Source organism: Aliivibrio wodanis (assembly GCF_052920805.1).
In genome coordinates, this window is the sequence record NZ_JBREXA010000001.1 from 900,052 (window position 1) to 917,793 (window position 17,742).

10 protein-coding genes and 1 pseudogene are annotated in these 17,742 nt (G+C 36.7%); 4 read left to right on the top strand and 7 right to left on the bottom strand.

What is annotated here, in order from left to right; all coding sequences use genetic code 11:
- Nucleotides 1-2: 2 nt before the first annotated feature.
- Together ACU5DF_RS04195 and ACU5DF_RS04200 are read right to left on the bottom strand one after the other, a co-directional pair.
- Complete coding sequence (locus ACU5DF_RS04195) at nucleotides 3-1,355, bottom strand: hypothetical protein (RefSeq protein ID WP_446711901.1); 1,353 nt, start codon at nucleotides 1,353-1,355, stop codon at nucleotides 3-5.
- Nucleotides 1,355-3,669: pseudogene (locus tag ACU5DF_RS04200) on the bottom strand (type VI secretion system Vgr family protein). Before ACU5DF_RS04200 ends, ACU5DF_RS04195 begins: the two are co-directional and overlap by 1 nt.
- Nucleotides 3,670-4,086: 417 nt before the next feature.
- On the opposite strand from ACU5DF_RS04200, the gene ACU5DF_RS04205 reads away from it, so the two are divergent.
- Entirely contained in the window at nucleotides 4,087-5,790 is a 1,704-nt protein-coding gene (locus ACU5DF_RS04205; protein ID WP_446711902.1) for a GGDEF domain-containing protein, read from the top strand.
- A 79-nt stretch (nucleotides 5,791-5,869) separates the two neighbouring features.
- Here the strand turns inward: ACU5DF_RS04205 and ACU5DF_RS04210 are convergent, their stop codons facing one another.
- From ACU5DF_RS04210 to ACU5DF_RS04230, 5 genes are all read right to left on the bottom strand, one after another.
- A complete protein-coding gene (locus ACU5DF_RS04210; protein ID WP_446711903.1) occupies nucleotides 5,870-6,481 on the bottom strand; it encodes an endonuclease I family protein in 612 nt (203 codons plus the stop codon).
- Nucleotides 6,450-6,755: a hypothetical protein gene (locus tag ACU5DF_RS04215; protein WP_446711904.1), complete on the bottom strand. Its 306-nt coding sequence runs from the start codon at nucleotides 6,753-6,755 to the stop codon at nucleotides 6,450-6,452. The genes ACU5DF_RS04210 and ACU5DF_RS04215 overlap by 32 nt, the downstream gene beginning before the upstream one ends.
- Nucleotides 6,756-6,806: 51 nt before the next feature.
- Entirely contained in the window at nucleotides 6,807-9,746 is a 2,940-nt protein-coding gene (locus ACU5DF_RS04220; RefSeq protein ID WP_446711905.1) for an ExeM/NucH family extracellular endonuclease, read from the bottom strand.
- A 208-nt stretch (nucleotides 9,747-9,954) separates the two neighbouring features.
- Nucleotides 9,955-13,140 (bottom strand): ExeM/NucH family extracellular endonuclease, encoded by a 3,186-nt coding sequence (locus ACU5DF_RS04225; RefSeq protein WP_446711906.1) that lies wholly within the window; start codon nucleotides 13,138-13,140, stop codon nucleotides 9,955-9,957.
- Nucleotides 13,141-13,163: 23 nt separating this feature from the next.
- Nucleotides 13,164-14,240, bottom strand: coding sequence for a porin (locus tag ACU5DF_RS04230; RefSeq protein ID WP_446711907.1), 1,077 nt, complete (start codon nucleotides 14,238-14,240; stop codon nucleotides 13,164-13,166).
- A gap of 279 nt (nucleotides 14,241-14,519) precedes the next feature.
- Here ACU5DF_RS04230 and ACU5DF_RS04235 point away from each other — a divergent pair, with 279 nt between their 5' ends.
- The 3 genes from ACU5DF_RS04235 (at nucleotide 14,520) to ACU5DF_RS04245 (ending at nucleotide 17,662) form a co-directional block, all read left to right on the top strand.
- The gene (locus ACU5DF_RS04235) at nucleotides 14,520-15,038 is read left to right on the top strand and encodes a DUF3087 domain-containing protein (RefSeq protein WP_446711908.1); all 519 of its coding nucleotides are present in this window, start codon (nucleotides 14,520-14,522) and stop codon (nucleotides 15,036-15,038) included.
- A 119-nt stretch (nucleotides 15,039-15,157) separates the two neighbouring features.
- Nucleotides 15,158-16,036, top strand: coding sequence for an NAD(P)-dependent oxidoreductase (locus ACU5DF_RS04240; protein WP_446711909.1), 879 nt, complete (start codon nucleotides 15,158-15,160; stop codon nucleotides 16,034-16,036).
- 492 nt (nucleotides 16,037-16,528) lie between these two features.
- Complete coding sequence (locus ACU5DF_RS04245) at nucleotides 16,529-17,662, top strand: sugar ABC transporter substrate-binding protein (RefSeq protein WP_045103584.1); 1,134 nt, start codon at nucleotides 16,529-16,531, stop codon at nucleotides 17,660-17,662.
- The last annotated feature ends 80 nt before the right edge of the window (nucleotides 17,663-17,742 follow it).

Here is a 17,742-nt window from a genome sequence, read left to right on the forward strand (position 1 = left end):
TATTAAAAATCATACATATCTGAACCATTCATTTGATTTACGCCTATCATCTGCTGTAAATCCATGTCATTTTTTTCTATTTGAATATTGATTAAATTGTTAAAAAAATCCCTATAATAAATTGCCTCTAAAAGATTCATATTTGTTGCATTAGGAAATGCCTCTTTTAAAAACATCTTAATATCTTCTTTCAATCTATACTTATTATCCATGTAGTCTAATAAAACACCAACGCCAACGGTTACTACCATACCCATTCCTATTATAACAAAAATTGGAATTGCAACTTTAAACAATCCCATGATAAAAGCAATAAACGAGGAAACGGTAATTCCAACAACTGTTGCGGTAAAAACTTTAAAAAAAGTAACCCCTAATGCTCCAGCTAGTTCCGCAAAATTTTGTTCTGTTAAATCTTTTGAAACAAAATCATAAACATCAAAACTTGAAGAGAAAACTAAACCAATTGCATTTGCACCCCGCAGTGGGATAGCATCTGAAAGTACTTGCTTGCTAGCTTTAATTAAATCACCAGATCTTACCTTACTCACTATTTCAGCGTAACCACTGACAACACTGATTTTATCATTATTCACACCATAATTAATAGCTGTAAGAAAAGTACGAGAGTTTTTATTCCCCTTAAAAACAATTCCTAACTTTCCATTCCACTGACTCATTTTTTGAACACTAAATCGCCCGCCCATCATAACTTCATTAAGAAATGAGCGAGCTGAACCTCGACCATAAACAGAGTCATAATGGTCCATCAACTTAGCATATTTTATTCCATCGTTCATTACAGATGCAAAACTATTTGATAATAATGAATTATTTTTAAATGTCTCCATTAACGAATTAATTTGTTCATCATCCAAAGTATCCAATTTATAAGTATCTTGTGGGCTATTTGGTATAAGATCTAACGATGGCGAAGCTAGAAAAAAATTCAAATACTCCATTTCAATATCAGCATTACCAGTAAAATAACCATTACTTATAGTTTTTTCAGGTTTTGTACATAGTATTGTTGCTGCACGTAAATCTCCAGGCTGATTAATATATTCTGTTGGGATATTATCAACCAACGTATAAGCTTGGTTATTAATATACAATTCTAATGAATTACATGTATTATTAATTGAATTAGATAATAATACTGATTTTTTCGTAAATTCTTCTGGTAATGAATCAGTTTTTTTTCCATTGACAGAAAATTTGATATCCATTGATTGACCACTTTGATTATCAGCCCAAAACAAATTACCCGCAGGAGTTGTAACAACGACTGGCTCTCTATCTTTTGAAGTCGTTGTTTTTGCATTACCCAAATAAATCCATTCTTCATCAACCATTATATTTCTCTCCAAAAAATATCGAACGCTTGCTCTAAATCTTTACTGTTAATTAAGCTCGTTTCACCTTTCGTATTTGTCACACCTTCAACCACTTTTCCATCTTCAAAAACCAATTTATAATTCTTAAATGCGTGAGGGAGGCCGCTCACATCATCTTGAAGAACAATTTTTTGGTTAAATCTCATAATCTCTTCAAACGGTTCCATTTTAATTTGTTTCGAAGCAGCTGCACTTGGGTTGATTAAAACCTTACTACCTTGAGCCTTAACAGAGGATTGTCCATCAATAGTAATATCAGACCCATACAGATGGATTAATCCATTTTTCTTCATTATCAAGCCTGAATAACCTGACTGAACTTTTATTTCCTCAGCACTGATTATGGTATGACCTCCATCAGATTTGATTGATGCGTTATTACCCACTTCTATCGTTAAGTTACTGCCAATATTTAACACATCATCAGAACCTATATCACTGGTTCTCGCCCCCATGATTACCGTACTTTGCTCGCCCTCTACTGTCAGATCATCATTCTTACCTATCGTACTATTGCGGTTTCCATTTATTTCTAATTTATGCTCAACTGCTACATTTTTTTCCATGTTAGCGTTGTAGTTTATGTCAACATCTTGATGAACTGTTTCTGTAAACGTTTGGTGAGTCATTGATGTTTTATGGCCTTCGATGGTTTCTTTTCTATCATGTTTTATTTCATTGATTTGATTACGTCCGACCTCTAACTCTTCATCATTTCCTATGGTTCTGAATCGGTTATTAAGCACCTTTGTCTTCATGTCTTTTTGAGCATGAAAATAGACTTGTTCTTGATTAGCTTCATCTTCAAACGACATTTCGTTATAACCTCCCCTTTATGAGTTTGGGTACGAAACACCGTTTTGGTTTTATGCTCTGGCAAGGCGTAAGGTGGCGTGTTCAAGCCATTGTATACTGCACCTGTAACTAAAGGTCTATCTGGGTCGCCCTCTAGAAAAGCAACCACCACTTCATGACCTATTCTTGGTAAATAAACCGCTCCCCATGTAGGAGCTGCCATCGATTGACTTACACGTAACCAACAACCAGAATTTTCATCGTTATTACCATAGCGGTCCCAATGAAATTGGACTTTAATGCGCCCCATTGGATCGGTATAAATCTCTTCACCAACAGGCCCAACCACTACAGCAGTTTGAGAGCCATTAATCACAGGAGCAGCTAACTTTTGTGCTTTATATTCAACATCACGATGGATACAAGTAAACTGGTTTTGATACGTTGTTGGTAACTCGCTTGATTCTTCTTCATGTACTTGTGGGTTGTAACCACTGTGCGTCACTGAGATCAACATATAATCACGATTGATTTCACTTCTTGAATGCTTTGCTAGATCGAAACTGTAGCCTGCGGTTAAGCGCATAATATTACTTGCCGCTTCAATTTTATTATTTTCAACCTGATTATCAGCTAATAAGTAATTAGCACGTTGCTGACCTTGATGCGTATTATCGTAACGACCTGGATAATCAAAGAATGCTAAATCGGCATCACGCTCGCCTTGTTGCTGCACTGATTGCGGAATACGCGGTTGCTCGTAGTTATAATCTGTTTGAGTGACATGACCCGTACGTACACAGTTATAGGCATTTAACTCAAAGACATGCTCTCTATCCGAGTTTCCACCACCATCCGATTGATAAACCAACGGACCAACATAAGAAGCATTCAATGGCGAGCTTATTAACTCAGGAATAGCATCACTTTTATCTACAATTACCATTGTATGGTTACTAACTGTATGTTCGAAGTAATACCATAAGCCATGCTCTGCCAATAGACGCTGAACAAAATGACTGTCTGTCTCGCGATATTGGAGTAAGTATTCTTGGTTAGGATAGGTATTCGACAGCTCAAAGCGATAATCTGTCACTACTGCACCATCAAGCACTTCCGTTAATATATCGACAATAGATTTATCTTGGAAAATACGACAATCTTGGCGTTGAGTCAAAAACCATAATTGAGGAACGAGCGTAACTTTATAACGTGAAAAACGACGACCAGCGCCTAAATAACGCACTTCATTCACTACCACATGAAATAATCGTCCGCTATCAAGACCTTGCCCTAGCACCTTTAACAAGGCAGGTTTTCTACTTAAGGCACTAAACTCAATATCAGGATCTAATGATAGCAACGATAACGTCATGGTAAATGGCTGAGAAACGGCTTCAACCACATTAAAACTTTCAATCCGAAAATCGTGGTTTGTGCCAACAACTTCAAATTTAAACTCTATCTCGCTGCTCATTGTATTCACTTGATAGATAACAAAGATAAATAGAGCCACATGAAGCTCTAATTTTTGATAGTGGTGACGTTCACCTCTTAATTTAGTAAAAGCAATTAATGAGCCAATAAAAATCACTTTAAATACAATGAGTTAAAATACAGCATTAAAGTAAAACAAGAAGTAGATACAATAAATTAGATAATTATCCAATTTATTGTATCAAAAAGGCGTTGTTGACTAAATCAGGGAACCTTTCGTAAATCTTGTGATCAGATCATTATCACTTCGGTCTTACACTGCTCAAGTCGATGAAGTCTATGCCAATGTTAAAGCGATCAACAATGCCATACATATATGTGACATTCATCTCGTTATTTTCAGGTGTTCATGTAGGATCAGTCTAGTAAAGCGTGATAAATTAGAGTTAACGTTAATATGGATATCATCAATAATATGCTTGAGAACAACTACTTTATTTATCAACCAAACTACTTCAAGGGGTCTATTGTCTCTTATGAAGCACTACTGAGGTTCAAACACTCTAATGAATTACCTCAGCACTTTATTTCAACCATTAAAGACAAAGTAAGATTTGATAAAGATGTTATTACTCATGTGATTGCAGATAAACTAAGTTTACGCTATCAACATAATATTCATATATCGATTAACATCTCAGTAGAAAGTTTAGAGTCTGATGATTTCCTCACTTATTGCGAAACCATTTTTAAAGAACATAAAGGATTTACTTTAGAGTTTAATTTCAATAAGAAGACGTTTGATATAAATAAAGTTAAAATAAATATGCAACGTTTAAGGAAGCTAGGAATATTCTTAACATTAGATGATTATGGTACTGAATGTGTTTATTCAGACCCATTACTAGAATTAAATTTTGATTATATAAAAATAGACCGCTCTCTCATTAGTACAATTAGTGATGATTATCTATCCTTTTGTTTTTTACGCTCACTTTATCACAAGTTAAATACATTTTTAGGAAATACAGTTGTAATTAAAGGTGTGGAAAATATAAATCAACTTAATTTAATTAATTCTTTTGGCTCTGTTATTTCTCAAGGCTATCACCTTTCATATCCACTGCCTTTATCGGAACTAGATAACAATCGTAACATAAAAAATATATTGTCAAAAACTGATTTATCACCTCAAGCTCAACCTATTGATAGGTTTATTTATAACATTAACATCGCAAAAAATGAAAAAGAATTAACAAAAGCACTAGAAAAATTAAAGCCTCAAGACCCGTTTAACTTATTAGCTATCGATTATAATGACTTCAATTTAGATGTATTAAACAAAAAATATCAAGAATTACTAGAAGGAATTAAATCCCCTTCTATACTCTTCACTACAAATCTAATGAAGCATTGTAATTGTCTCTTTATTTTAAGAGATGAACATGGTGTAGCTATATACAATAACAAAAAGCACATTGATTATTTAGGCTGTGATCTCATTGGTATGCCAGTTCAGGAAGTATTAGCTCGATTTCCTGATTATCAAACATGTTTACAGCTTGATCAGCAGCTATTAAATAAATCGTCGGATATTTTAATATCTAATGAAACTGTTGAAGTTGATTCACAAACAACTCATTTCCATACATATCGTCAAAAAATACAATACTTTAATAACACCTTTATTGTGATTTTTATTTATGAAGATGATACCGCTGCTAAAATATCAATTGATAGCCTAACCTCATGTTTTACAAAAGAAAAATTAGACCACATTAATGTAAATGCATATAACACCATGGTTTTCATTGACTTAGATGGTTTTAAAAATATTAATGATAAATATGGTCATCAATTTGGAGATCAGCAATTAAGAAAATCCGCTCAATTTATCAACCAATCACTGAGGAAAGAAGATCTATTAATTCGATTCGGAGGAGATGAATTTGTACTTTGCTTAAATTCACACTCAATCAAAGATATTAATCAAAAAATGTATACTATCCGTTCTAATTTTGAACAACATTTTAAAAAAAATAATTTAGAATTATCATTTTCTTTTGGCTCAGCTCTACTGGATAATGATATAAAATCTGCAATAGAAACAGCAGATAAGCAGATGTATATCAATAAAAGAAAACGTAAAAAATGTCTGTAACATTAATTAAGACAAGTAGTTATCCTAATCATTAAACAATAATTGCGGCTTTCTCACGAAAGCCGCTTTAATATTTCTATTATTTACAGTCTTTATTAAAAATACTTTCTACCCACTGTGGATTATCAACAAACGGGTTACGATTTCCTTGAATATTTTGAATCTTACTATTACGGTTAAATTCAAATGTATCTACACTATCTTGTTTATGCCACTCTAATAAGGCACACACATTACCAAGTGCATTTCCATTATCTGTTACCGAAGGAACCAACTCTAGATCTGGAGTTTTTGGGTCCTGTCCTTCATAACGAGTTGCCATGTAGAACATCATTCGTGCTACATCACCTTTAACTTCATCACGAGGCTCAAAAGAATCACTGTCTCTTTTATTCCCTGGAGCTTCAGATAGTTCAGTGCCACCGTTATCGAACTCTAAGTTCCCACGAGCACCATTTACCGATTCATCACTTGGTCTTAAATGATGGATATCAGTATAACCGTAAGCACTTTTATCATTAAAACCACCGTTAGATTTAGGGTAGCTATGCTCTCTGTTCCAGTTATCCTGACCTAAATTACCTTGTCCTGATTTTTGACCTTTCTCTTGAGAACGCCCAGTATATATTAGAATAACGTTATTCGGATTATTTGGATCTTCATCCGTAATATCTAACGCATTCCCACACATCAAAGCTACTTGAAGAGTATGGTAACTTAGTGATACCTGTCGAAATAATATGGTTTAATGCTGATTTAAGCTCATCACCTGATTTATTTAACGCACTATCATAATAGCCATTTGGATTATAAATCTCTCCAGGTTCTACAGGTGGATCTACAATCATAGTTTGGCAAGTTAATGTAGGTAAACCACCAACAACATGAGGATCATGAGCCTGTTCATAAGCGGCATTAGCGTTAAAAGCACATGATATCAATAAGGTTAATACTATTTTTTTCATAACTTTTTGATTAGAGGCATTTAGACCTCTCTCCTATAAGAAAGTTGAAGATTATTTATTTTGCTTGCTACGCAAAAAACCAAATCCAAGCAGTGCTAATAACCCACTAACTCCTGCACTACCACCATCGCTTTCACTATTTTTAGCAACCACTAGTGTTGATGAGTCAATCATTTCACCATCTACCGTTGTCGTCACAGCATATTGACCAGCAGATAAGCCTTGATTAAAAGTAACTTCTGTCCAACCTAATGCAATCTCAAACTCATTTAATGTATCTTTAGCAACATTAGACGCTGTTGCTACGTAAGCGCCATTAGCATTAGTGATACTGACAACCACCTCATCTCCCACTTTAAGATACGTGCCAGCACCTGCCGCCGTTAAATCTACAAAATGCTCAAAGCCTTGCCCATCAACAGGAGTGATTGGGCGAGGCTCATTCAGAGGTTCAGAAGGAAGCTTAACGGGTGTACCTGGTACAATTGGTTGATCTGGGTTTTCAGGATAAATAGGATCAACAGGTTCAATCGGTTTACCATCAAATGAAATTGAAATGACGACAGGATCATGAACTGCCGAACGGAATTCATCACGGTATTCTTGACCTAAAGCCGCTGCATTTTCGTAGGAAAGTAACGCTGACTCTCCCGCGTTAATATTCCATTGCATAGCATCAATAATCTTAGATTTTAACCCTACAGAAGTCAGGATGTAATCTAAACTCCCAACTTTGTCATTGCTTACTGTATTATAAGAGTTAGGGTGTAAAATCTGTAATGGGTTTTCATAACCATAACTTGTTTCAATCACACCTCCCGCTTCGCCATGTAGCTTTTTATCATCAACATAGGTGTTGATAGCTGCATGAATTTGATACTCTTCGTCAATACCCTCACGCTGAGTAAGTACTAACATTGGGTCTTCACTAGCGTACGAGTTTAAACTACCTAGGATAATTTTCTCGCCTTCAATCTCCGCCAATTTCTGTCCTAAGTAATCAGCAGCAGAAACACGTAAATTCTCACAAGAACCTTGATAATCACTATCTAAAAGCTGTTCACTAGTCGCCATATCATCCAAACATGGTGTCTGCTTATCTTTTAAATGACTGACGGCAACGGTTAGTTTTTCATCGCGATCTTTAAACGTAAAAGTTGGAATAAGTGCATCATGCTGAGAGAACGTTTCACCTGTATTTTCTCCACGTTGCTCTGGCATTGACCATACTTCTAACGTATCTAACCCTACTTTACTAGCACGATAAATTACTTGGTTACTTGTCGCTAAAGAACCAACATAAGTTAGTCCTTCATTACTTGCAATATGGTATTGATCAGCTTCATCCAGCTCTAAGTTCAATTGGGTAACTAAGTATGATATTGCTGAACTTTCATCAAACCCATTATTTTCAATTTCCATCAAACCCACAATATCTGCGTTTAATGCTTTCAAAGCTGTAACCAGTTTTTCCGTTTGAAGAGTAAACGCCTCAGAGCTTTGTGCGCCATATTCAATATCAGAAGATAGATGAGGATTATTACTGCCACCACCCTGCAAACTATTAAAATATTGCTGAGTATTAAATGTAGCAATACGAATATCACCCTCATTTAATGTCAATAAATTATCACGATCGGTATCACTAACAAAACTGTCTTTATTTGCATTTTCAGTAACATAAAAACGGTAATCAGAATAAGAATAGCCGAGTACACCTTCCATATTGTTAACTATATCTGCGACTCGAATATAGTCATCAGTTGATCCGTTTTGATCAACATCAGTTACACCAAATTCTGGATACCATGGTGGCGTGCCTGATGTCACTTTTTCAAATGACTCTACAACTAAACGCTTATCTGTAATGCAGTCGGCTTGTTTAAGTGATTCATCAGAGCTAGGAAACGCGTGTTGATTTGGATGCTCACTTAATACGGCATTTGATAACACCATATTAAAACGTTTTGGACCGCTATCTAATGCATAGCTACGTGTCACTTTCATGTCTGACACTGAGGTTAATTTAACCAACATCCCTTCATGACGCTCTAAGGTAAAGTCAAAATCTGTGTCGCTAAAAGATGCCTCTAACTCTGTTGCTGTAACCGTTCCTGTACCAACCACTTTCGATTCATTAGCAAGTAATCGAGTCCAGCCATAGTGCTCTTCTACCAGACCTGTAACTTCAATTTTATCTCCAATCGAGATACCACTAACATCAGATACGACAAAAATACCATCTGATGTTTTTGGATCATTATCTGGTGTTTCATCTTGCATAAAGAAGCCAACAGGTAAATCACCATCTAGTGCTTCTGTTTGAACTGCAGTAATAATGCCGACAACGGTAAATTTTTCATCTGAAATAAATTTATTATTAGCAGGATCAGTATAAGGAGATGCCCAACCTGAGCCTTGAAGCTCACTAATTTTAATACTCGGTTCAGGATCTGGTGTTGGTTCAGGAGGCGTTACTCCATCTACAAGCCCTAATCCATCATTGGTATTTTTAGAAAACTCTTCCCATTCAGCTTCATTATATAATGCTGATGGTGTGGTATTTAATCGACGTAATGTTTTATCTTTACCCCAATTTTTAGTGGTTGGAACATCACCAACAATATCCATCACGCTGCCATTGTGCATCAATGCAACCGCATCACCACCGTTATGTACTAATGAGCTACTAGTAATCACTTTAATTGAGCTTGATAGTGGCGTATCCGTTTCATTATTACGAACGACTACAACTTCACTTGGTTTTAAAACATTACCAGAAAGATCAACCATAGTTGATTCAGTTTCATTACCATCTTTAAATCGGGCTAATGAATATCCATCTAGACTTTCAACGTCACTGCCATTGTTAAATAATTCAATAGCTTTATTACTTGAGCTACCTTCAACATATTCAGTAATGACAATATCTGCATAAGCACTAGCTGATAAAATAGAACTAATAGAAAGTGCAATTAAACTCTTTTTCATAAATAAACCTTAATAATACCAATCAAATCAACTGACGCTGTGCAGTAGATATAGATTGATATGAAGAAAATTATATTTCACTCTATTAATGAGATCTCTGACGTGCAGAAATAAGCATCGCATACACGAAATAGAAAGAAATATATTAAGAGGGAGTTTTAGAAAGAAATAAGGCTAGTAAATACTAGCCTTAATTTAATTTTCTTGATTAAGAACGGCGACGGCGTAAGAAGCCTAAACCTAGAACAGAAAGTAATGCGCCAAATCCAAATGAACCACCTGAGCCATCATATACAGGCGTTGTTGGTTTCACATTATTTGAATCACGCTTAATTAAGTTTACTGCCATTGATTTGCTTTCAACAACTGATGAAGTTTCAACAGCGGCTTGCGCTGATACATCTCCACTAGCACGGGTAAGCTTCATCGTGAAAGTATAAGCTCCTGTAGATAAACCAGCCGCATCAAACTTAACCGTTTGAGCACCATCTTTAGCCAAAGTTACTTGAGATAAAGCGACACCTGCTGGTGCTGGTGAGATTGTGATTTTAGCAATATCACCCGATTTAGCTTCTGAAGACAATGCAAATGGAATATCTGCACGGCCACTCTTCGTTGCTATTGTCACCATATTTTCGCCCGCTTCACCGTATTTATATCCAAGTGAAACTAAAGCTGGATCATGATCTGATGAGCGATAAGCCGTTTCAGCATAAAATGGATTCGGCTCGTTAGTATCGCCACCTTTATATTTATGATTATAATCATACAACGATGACTCAGGAGCATTGATGTGCCAATCTACCGCATCAACTAAACGATCTTCTAGTGCTCCAGTAATAAGAAGGTGATCCAATGAGCCCACTTCATCATTGTATGAATAACTCCACGCTGTTTTCCCTTCTGCTGTTTTTAAATCAACCGCATTCAGGTATCCGTAAGTTGTTGTGATTTTCTGACCGTTTGCTCCAAACTGAGGCTCTTTACCTAAGAAAGTATACCCTGCTGCATAAATATCTTTTTGAGTTGGGTTACTCGTTAATACTAGCATTGGGTCTTCATTTGCATAAGAGTTCATGTCTCCAAGAACAACTTGATCACCACCAATTTTCGCCATTTCGGCACCTAAATGGTAAGCAGCGGCTACTCGGAAATTTTCACATGAACCTTGGAAATCATCATTTCTTACGTCATCTTCAGCTGGATCGAAATTAGACCATGTTTCCCATCCTAACCAATCTTCGTAACACGTTGAACCTTTAGATTTCAAGTGGTTAACAGCAACAGTCAGACGTTTACCTGTATTTAGAATATTAAAGGTCGCAGCAACTGTACTACGTTGGTAGTTATCACCACTTTCACGGATCTCACCTTTACCATCAATAATTGGAGCACCGTTTTCATCAACAATCATTGGTGCGTGTTGCTCTGGCATTGGAATGACCTTACCAGAAACTACAGCTACTTTTGATGGACGATAAATAATACCAGTTGTAATAGCATCACTGCCTACCGTATCTTGATCATCAAGGATCACATCAGCATTTTTGTCAAAACCCACAAAAACATAACGATTATGGATAGAGTTTTTATTATTTCTATCGCCGTAGTCTTCATCGTAATATTTTGCGTTAATCGCAGCCAGTAATTCATTAATTGCACTGAAATCACCAAAGCCATTATTTTCAATTTCCATCAGGCCAATGATATCTGAATCTAGGCCGTATACAGCTTCTACGATTTTCGCTTGTTGACGCTCAAACTCTTGCTGAGATTCAGCACCACGGTTATCACCAAAGTTATTATCTGAACCACCAAATGGAGAGTTGAAGTAGTTTAAAACGTTTTGTGTTGCGACTTTTACCGTAAAGCCATCTGTACCGTAATCAGTATCAATAACTGGTGATTCAGTACGGTCAGTATTATGGTCAAAATTAATTGTATTCGCGTTCTCTAATGCTTTTGGCACAATAATACGGAAGTCGCCATAAGAGTAATCAACAACACCAGTTAGCCCAGTAACACTATCATCAATACGAACATAATTTTTTTCAGGGTCAGCAAAGAATGCTGGGTAATATGGAATTTGACCATTTGGTGCTTTACCATCTGATTCAAGGTATACACGGAAATCACTGTTTTCTTCCGATTGCATCATTGATTCAATAGACCCTGCAATATGGTCTTGGTTTGGTTGGGTATTTGGACGCTTATACGCCAGTACCATGTTATTGCGGAACGAATCATAGTCAAAGCTAAAGCTTCGAGATACTCGCATAGTTTGAGCGCCACTTTCTGTTCCATCCATATCAGAAACAGTTTTAACTAGCATTCCTTCGTAACGTTCTAGTGTTGACTCGAACGTTGTATCACTTTCAATACGCTTCAACTCTACAGGGGTTACTGATTTAGCTGTTGAATCAACAACTTCCCACGTATCGCCTTCTGGAACTAACTGAGTTAAGCCGTAGTTTTCTTTAACTTTCGCAACCACACATATTGTTTGGCCAACCATAGCTTCTGTCGCAGTCTTCGTTGCAACAAAAATACCATCAGAACTACGCTCTTTTCCATCAGCATTATCATCAAACAGATAGAAACCACTTGCAGGATAAGCGGTAACTGCAGACACAACACCTGTGACTTTGTAGTTCACATCAGATTCATAAGCACCACTTGGGATAAGAGGTGAGAATTTACCTTCACCTTGTACTGCACCAATTAATTGCGGTTCTAAATCAGTTGCATCAAGACACGGAGTATTTGCTGGAGGAGTTACTGGATCATTATTCACATCCGTTGGATGCCCTAATCCACCAAAATCGTCTTTTTCTGCAGTAGTCCAATCAGATGCTGTATAAGTTTTTGCTGGTGTCAATTTGGCCGCATCACGACGTAATGTTATATCTTTCCAATCATCTTGTTTAGACTGGCCATAAACACCCATAATATCGTGAATATCAGCTTCATCTGCTGAAGTGCCAAGCCAAACAGCATCATCACCACTAAAGCTTAATGCACCGTACTTAACTTCATCGTAAGTACCCGCAACAACTAGAGCTTCACTACCACCTAAACGCTCAATGTACTGGCGGATTTCAGCGCCAGCTTCACCATTAAGCACAACAATGCTTTTTCCTGAAGGAAGTGTTATGCCTTCTAAAACATTGCCACCCGTTGGTTTTTCAACCATATTTTTATATGAGCTGTAATATAAACCAACAGAAGAATCAAACACATGATCTGTTGAGCCTACATTACTAATTTCAACGGCTTTATTATTTGATGAGCCTTCAACGTATTCTGTTATCACAATATCGTTAATATTTGCTAATGCCGCGCCGCTTAAAATACTGCTGATTGCACCAGCTAAAATCGTTACTTTTTTGTTCATGGTAAATATCCTTAGTGGTTTAATTAGAAGTACACGCGAGCATAAGCGTATGCATCTTGAGCCGCTTCGCCCATGTTGAATTCAACCGCGATAATCGTAGAAGAGGTTGGTTTGTGGTTTACACCCACAGTACCCCAAGTGCGGCTTGAGCCCCATTTGTTGTCTTTACCGTCCCATACATCGCCATTTTTATCCCACTTCTCATACTCTTCGTAGTTCGCTGAACCTACAATTTCCCACTGAGGATTGAAGATATATTTAGCAGATACAAGTCCACCTTTGTTCTCTTCTGTTTCAAATTCGTTATATACGTATACTGGATTTTCAGGATCAGTATTGTCGATAAGTGTTTTGCTTTGAGAAACGTCTTCTTGCTCTAAGAAAGCATTAGCACCAACGTGGATAGACTCTGTAATCGCATAACGTATACCAACACCAATCAAACGCTGTTCACCATATTTTGATTTACCATCTGCACCAGCACGGCCTTCAAGACCTAATACCGCCGAGAAGTCTTCACCAAAATAGCCCACATAACCATTTACCACATCGCCGACTTCTGCACCCGAAGAAGATTGTGCATTATAAGAGTATGACGCACCTACTTTTACTACCTCGAAGTAACGACCTTCATATTTAAATGTTTTTGCTTGGTCTCCCGCTTCGCCTGTTTCAACGGTAGTATCAAAAGTGAAATCACCCCACTTATCATAATCATCTAAAGCAGTATCGGTTAGACCTACTTCTATATACTGGTTTTCAGCGACATCGTAACCAATAAACAATTTATCAATCGCTAATACCATATCGCCAGAACCGTATTTCCAGTTCTCACGTTCATAATCTAGCTCTAACCGATAATGCATTTTTCCATTCATACCCTTTACGCCTAATGTCGCAAATGAGTCATCGATATAGCTTTCTTCATCAGTGTAGAATTCGCCATAATCGTAATCGGCACCAAAGTGACCACCAACGCCTACTTCACCGTACAATTTTAAAAAATCACCATTGTCATTTTCATAGATCGTAGCTGCACTCGCACCGCCAGCAACAAAAAGGGATGATAACGCTATCGCTATCGCAGTTCTCTTTGTCATTTTTATATCCTTATTTTAAATTAGTATAATTATTCAATTATCATTAACCAGGTTAATATCTACTTCTTGTGTAAAATGAAAAGTATAGAAGCAGATAAATGAGATGTGAGTCTCATATAAATTTTGAACTTTTTGCCTTTTTTAAAAGTTTCAACATTTATGGGTATAAGTAAGTAAAAAAATGTATTTTTAGTAATTTATGAGGCATTCGTCATAGACTAATAACTAAAAACACATTAAGAATACTCACAGAATATAAATAAGGAATATGAAGAAAAAATGACAATTATTGATATAGACAAAGAAACATACCGTAGAAAAACCAACCTTGTTATGGTTTGTTTTGTTGGTTTTCTTGCTGTTTTATCTCTGCTATTTGGTTCAATATTGATTGCACTATTTGGCTCACAAAGTGTTACAGAATCAGGATCTACTGGCAATTTCCACCTGAACATGATCGGTGTTATTTTCGCGGTCATAACTTGTGCTTTTATGGTAAGTAAAATTAAAAACCATTCTTATTTTAATGAGATCATGTATGTATGGAGGCTCAAACAAATCCATAACCGTATTTATCGAAAGATCGCACAAATTAATGCCAAAGCAGAAAAAAATGATCATGATTCCCTGTTAATCCTTGCTTTCTATTACTCTACACAAAAACAGGTATTTAATTTAGATAACAACACACTCACCATTACTGATGTACAAAAAAACATAACCCGTGTTTATGAACAAGCAACTAAGGTAAATTTATCTCTTAATCTTGAGGACTTTGATGTGAGATTGCTTGATTAAATATCAACATTAATTAATTTCATCATTACCTATTAATAAATCTCAATATTGATCTATGTCAAATTGTTACAAGCTGTGTTTTAATCATCAATAACAACAGCACATAAATAAGGAATGACATGGAAATCACTAATGTTAGCTTCATCGGCTTAGGTGTGATGGGCTACCCAATGGCTCGCCATCTGCAAAATGCCGGTTTCTCAACAACGGTTTATAACCGTACAGAAGCTAAAGCAAAGCAATGGGCTGCTGAATATAAAGGTCAATTTGCTTCAACTCCTCGCGAAGCAGCTGAAGGCTCTGACATCGTCTTTGTTTGCGTCGGCAATGATGACGATGTTCGCAGTGTTATTTATGGTGAAGATGGGGTTCTTGCTAACTTAAAACCAGGTGCAATCTTAGTCGATAACACCACCACATCTGCAACTTTAGCAATTGAACTAGCAAAAGCATGTGAAGCACAAGGCAATCAATTTATTGATGCTCCTGTTTCTGGTGGTCAAGCCGGTGCTGAAAACGGTGTATTAACCGTAATGTGTGGTGGCAATGAAACTGCCTTCAATACCGCTAAACCTGTAATTCAAAGCTTTGCAAAAGCAATTACTCTTCTTGGTGAAAACGGCCAAGGTCAACGCTGTAAAATGGCAAACCAAATCTGTATTGCTGGTGTATTAAAAGGCTTAAGTGAAGCTCTTATCTTAGCTGAAAAATCAAATCTAGATATCGATCTTGTGGTTGATACACTAAAACACGGAGCTGCGGGTTCATGGCAGATGGAGAACCGTGCAAGTACGATGGCACAAGATAAATTTGATTTTGGTTTTGCTATTGATTGGATGCGGAAAGATCTAGGTATTTGCTTGGATGAAGCGAAAGCCAATGGTGTTAGATTACCATTAACCGAAGAAGTAGACCAAGAATACCAAAGCCTACAAGAACAAGGCTTAGGTCGAATGGATACATCAGTGCTCATTAAGGCCATTAAAGAAAAGAGTTAATCTCATAACAATCTAAAATAATTTAAAAGGGCGAAAGATTAATTCGCCCTTTTTACCCTCAAAAAAACAACTATTATTCCCCTCTACATTCCCATTTATTGCGACCTATTTAGGTAAACCTGTGATCTTGGATTACTTTTGTTTACCCTACACTTTCTGCTATCTCACCTCGTCTCGTCCTACAAAATGTTACCAATTTCACATTTTTAACTTATCAAAGAGCATGAATACCATGGATATCGTTGCGGTAGATAACATTTATCTATGTGATATGTCTTTTTTCTATGGCTGGCCTTTATAAATTGCATTTCACGCCCCCTTTCCGACGGCCTATGATAAATCCAATGACGTTAGTCTAATAACAAGATAAATATGTATCGCAGGAAGCACCTTTAGAGATACCAAATTAACTATATAAACTGTTGATACCATTAATTTATACCAACGTGATTTTATCGGTTTAAAACTCTATCCCTTATTAAGGAAAATCAAATGATTAAGAAAATATCGCTTGCCGTTTCAGCAGCCCTACTACTAAGCAACACAGCAATGGCTGCAGAAAATATTGTTATCGGTGTAGAAAAAAGCTATGTACCTTACTTCACCGAACTGGCTGAGCAATTCAACAAAGGTAAAGACTTTAAAGTTGAAGTCGCTGCAACAAGTATGTTTGATTTACTGGCTGCCCTACCGACTCAAAAAGGCAATATTGCTGATATTTTCATGATCCCAAATGACCGTATTGGTGAACTAGCGGACCAACATTTAATCGCTCCAACCAACTTTACTGTTAATGGTTATACCGATGCAGCAACTAACGCATCAACTTACAATAATCAAGCTTATATGCTACCAATGTCTACAGATACAACACTATTCTTGTACAACAAAGACATGCTAAAAGAAGCACCAAAAACACTGAAAGAGATCCCACCTTCAGAGTGGGCTGCTAAATTTACTGATTTCTATTTCACTGGCGGCCTATTTATGTCTAATGGCGGCTACATTTTTAAAGACCACAATCCTCAAGATATTGGCCTAAACACACCTGATTCAATTAAAGCAGGTTTGGCTGCTCAAGGTTTATATAAAAGTGGAGTGAGCCACTGGACACTAATGCAAGATGATACCGTTGCTTATGACATCATGATGAAGTACTTCATGGAAGGTAAGCTAAAAGCAATCATCAACGGTCCATGGGCAATTGCTGACATTGAAAAAGCAGGTATTAACGTTGGTGCTGCACCAATCCCAAGCTGGGATGGCAGCCATCCATATAAAGCGCTAACAGGCACAAAAGGGATGACAGTTAACGGCTATAGCGATAATAAAGAAGGTGCTCGCGCATTCATCAAATTCCTTGCTACACCTGAAAATGCAAACAAATGGTATGCAGAAACTCGCGAAGTATCACCTAGCCTATCTGTAAGCTACAAAGAAGGTTCACTACACAAAGCTATCTTTGATGCGACAAACATTGGCCAACCTATGCCAAGTATCCCAGAATTCATGAAGGTTTGGGGACCAATGAAAACGGGTCTTGCACAAATTGCACAAGGTCAAGATGTAAAAGCGGTACTAGATGCAGCCGTTGATACTATCGAAATTGATATCGAAGATATGTAATCAATATTTACACCTTCTTCACTTAACTGCACAGTGCTTAATAATGGCACTGTGCAATACAAAGACATGACGTATCTACA

What these genes read in the sequence shown, in the direction of transcription:
- ACU5DF_RS04195 (WP_446711901.1), bottom strand. Translation starts at nt 1,355, where the DNA reads ATGGTTGATGAAGAATGGATTTATTTGGGTAATGCAAAAACAACGACT.
- ACU5DF_RS04205 (WP_446711902.1), top strand. Translation starts at nt 4,087, where the DNA reads ATGGATATCATCAATAATATGCTTGAGAACAACTACTTTATTTATCAA.
- ACU5DF_RS04210 (WP_446711903.1), bottom strand. Translation starts at nt 6,481, where the DNA reads ATGTGTGGGAATGCGTTAGATATTACGGATGAAGATCCAAATAATCCG.
- ACU5DF_RS04215 (WP_446711904.1), bottom strand. Translation starts at nt 6,755, where the DNA reads ATGAAAAAAATAGTATTAACCTTATTGATATCATGTGCTTTTAACGCT.
- ACU5DF_RS04220 (WP_446711905.1), bottom strand. Translation starts at nt 9,746, where the DNA reads ATGAAAAAGAGTTTAATTGCACTTTCTATTAGTTCTATTTTATCAGCT.
- ACU5DF_RS04225 (WP_446711906.1), bottom strand. Translation starts at nt 13,140, where the DNA reads ATGAACAAAAAAGTAACGATTTTAGCTGGTGCAATCAGCAGTATTTTA.
- ACU5DF_RS04230 (WP_446711907.1), bottom strand. Translation starts at nt 14,240, where the DNA reads ATGACAAAGAGAACTGCGATAGCGATAGCGTTATCATCCCTTTTTGTT.
- ACU5DF_RS04235 (WP_446711908.1), top strand. Translation starts at nt 14,520, where the DNA reads ATGACAATTATTGATATAGACAAAGAAACATACCGTAGAAAAACCAAC.
- ACU5DF_RS04240 (WP_446711909.1), top strand. Translation starts at nt 15,158, where the DNA reads ATGGAAATCACTAATGTTAGCTTCATCGGCTTAGGTGTGATGGGCTAC.
- ACU5DF_RS04245 (WP_045103584.1), top strand. Translation starts at nt 16,529, where the DNA reads ATGATTAAGAAAATATCGCTTGCCGTTTCAGCAGCCCTACTACTAAGC.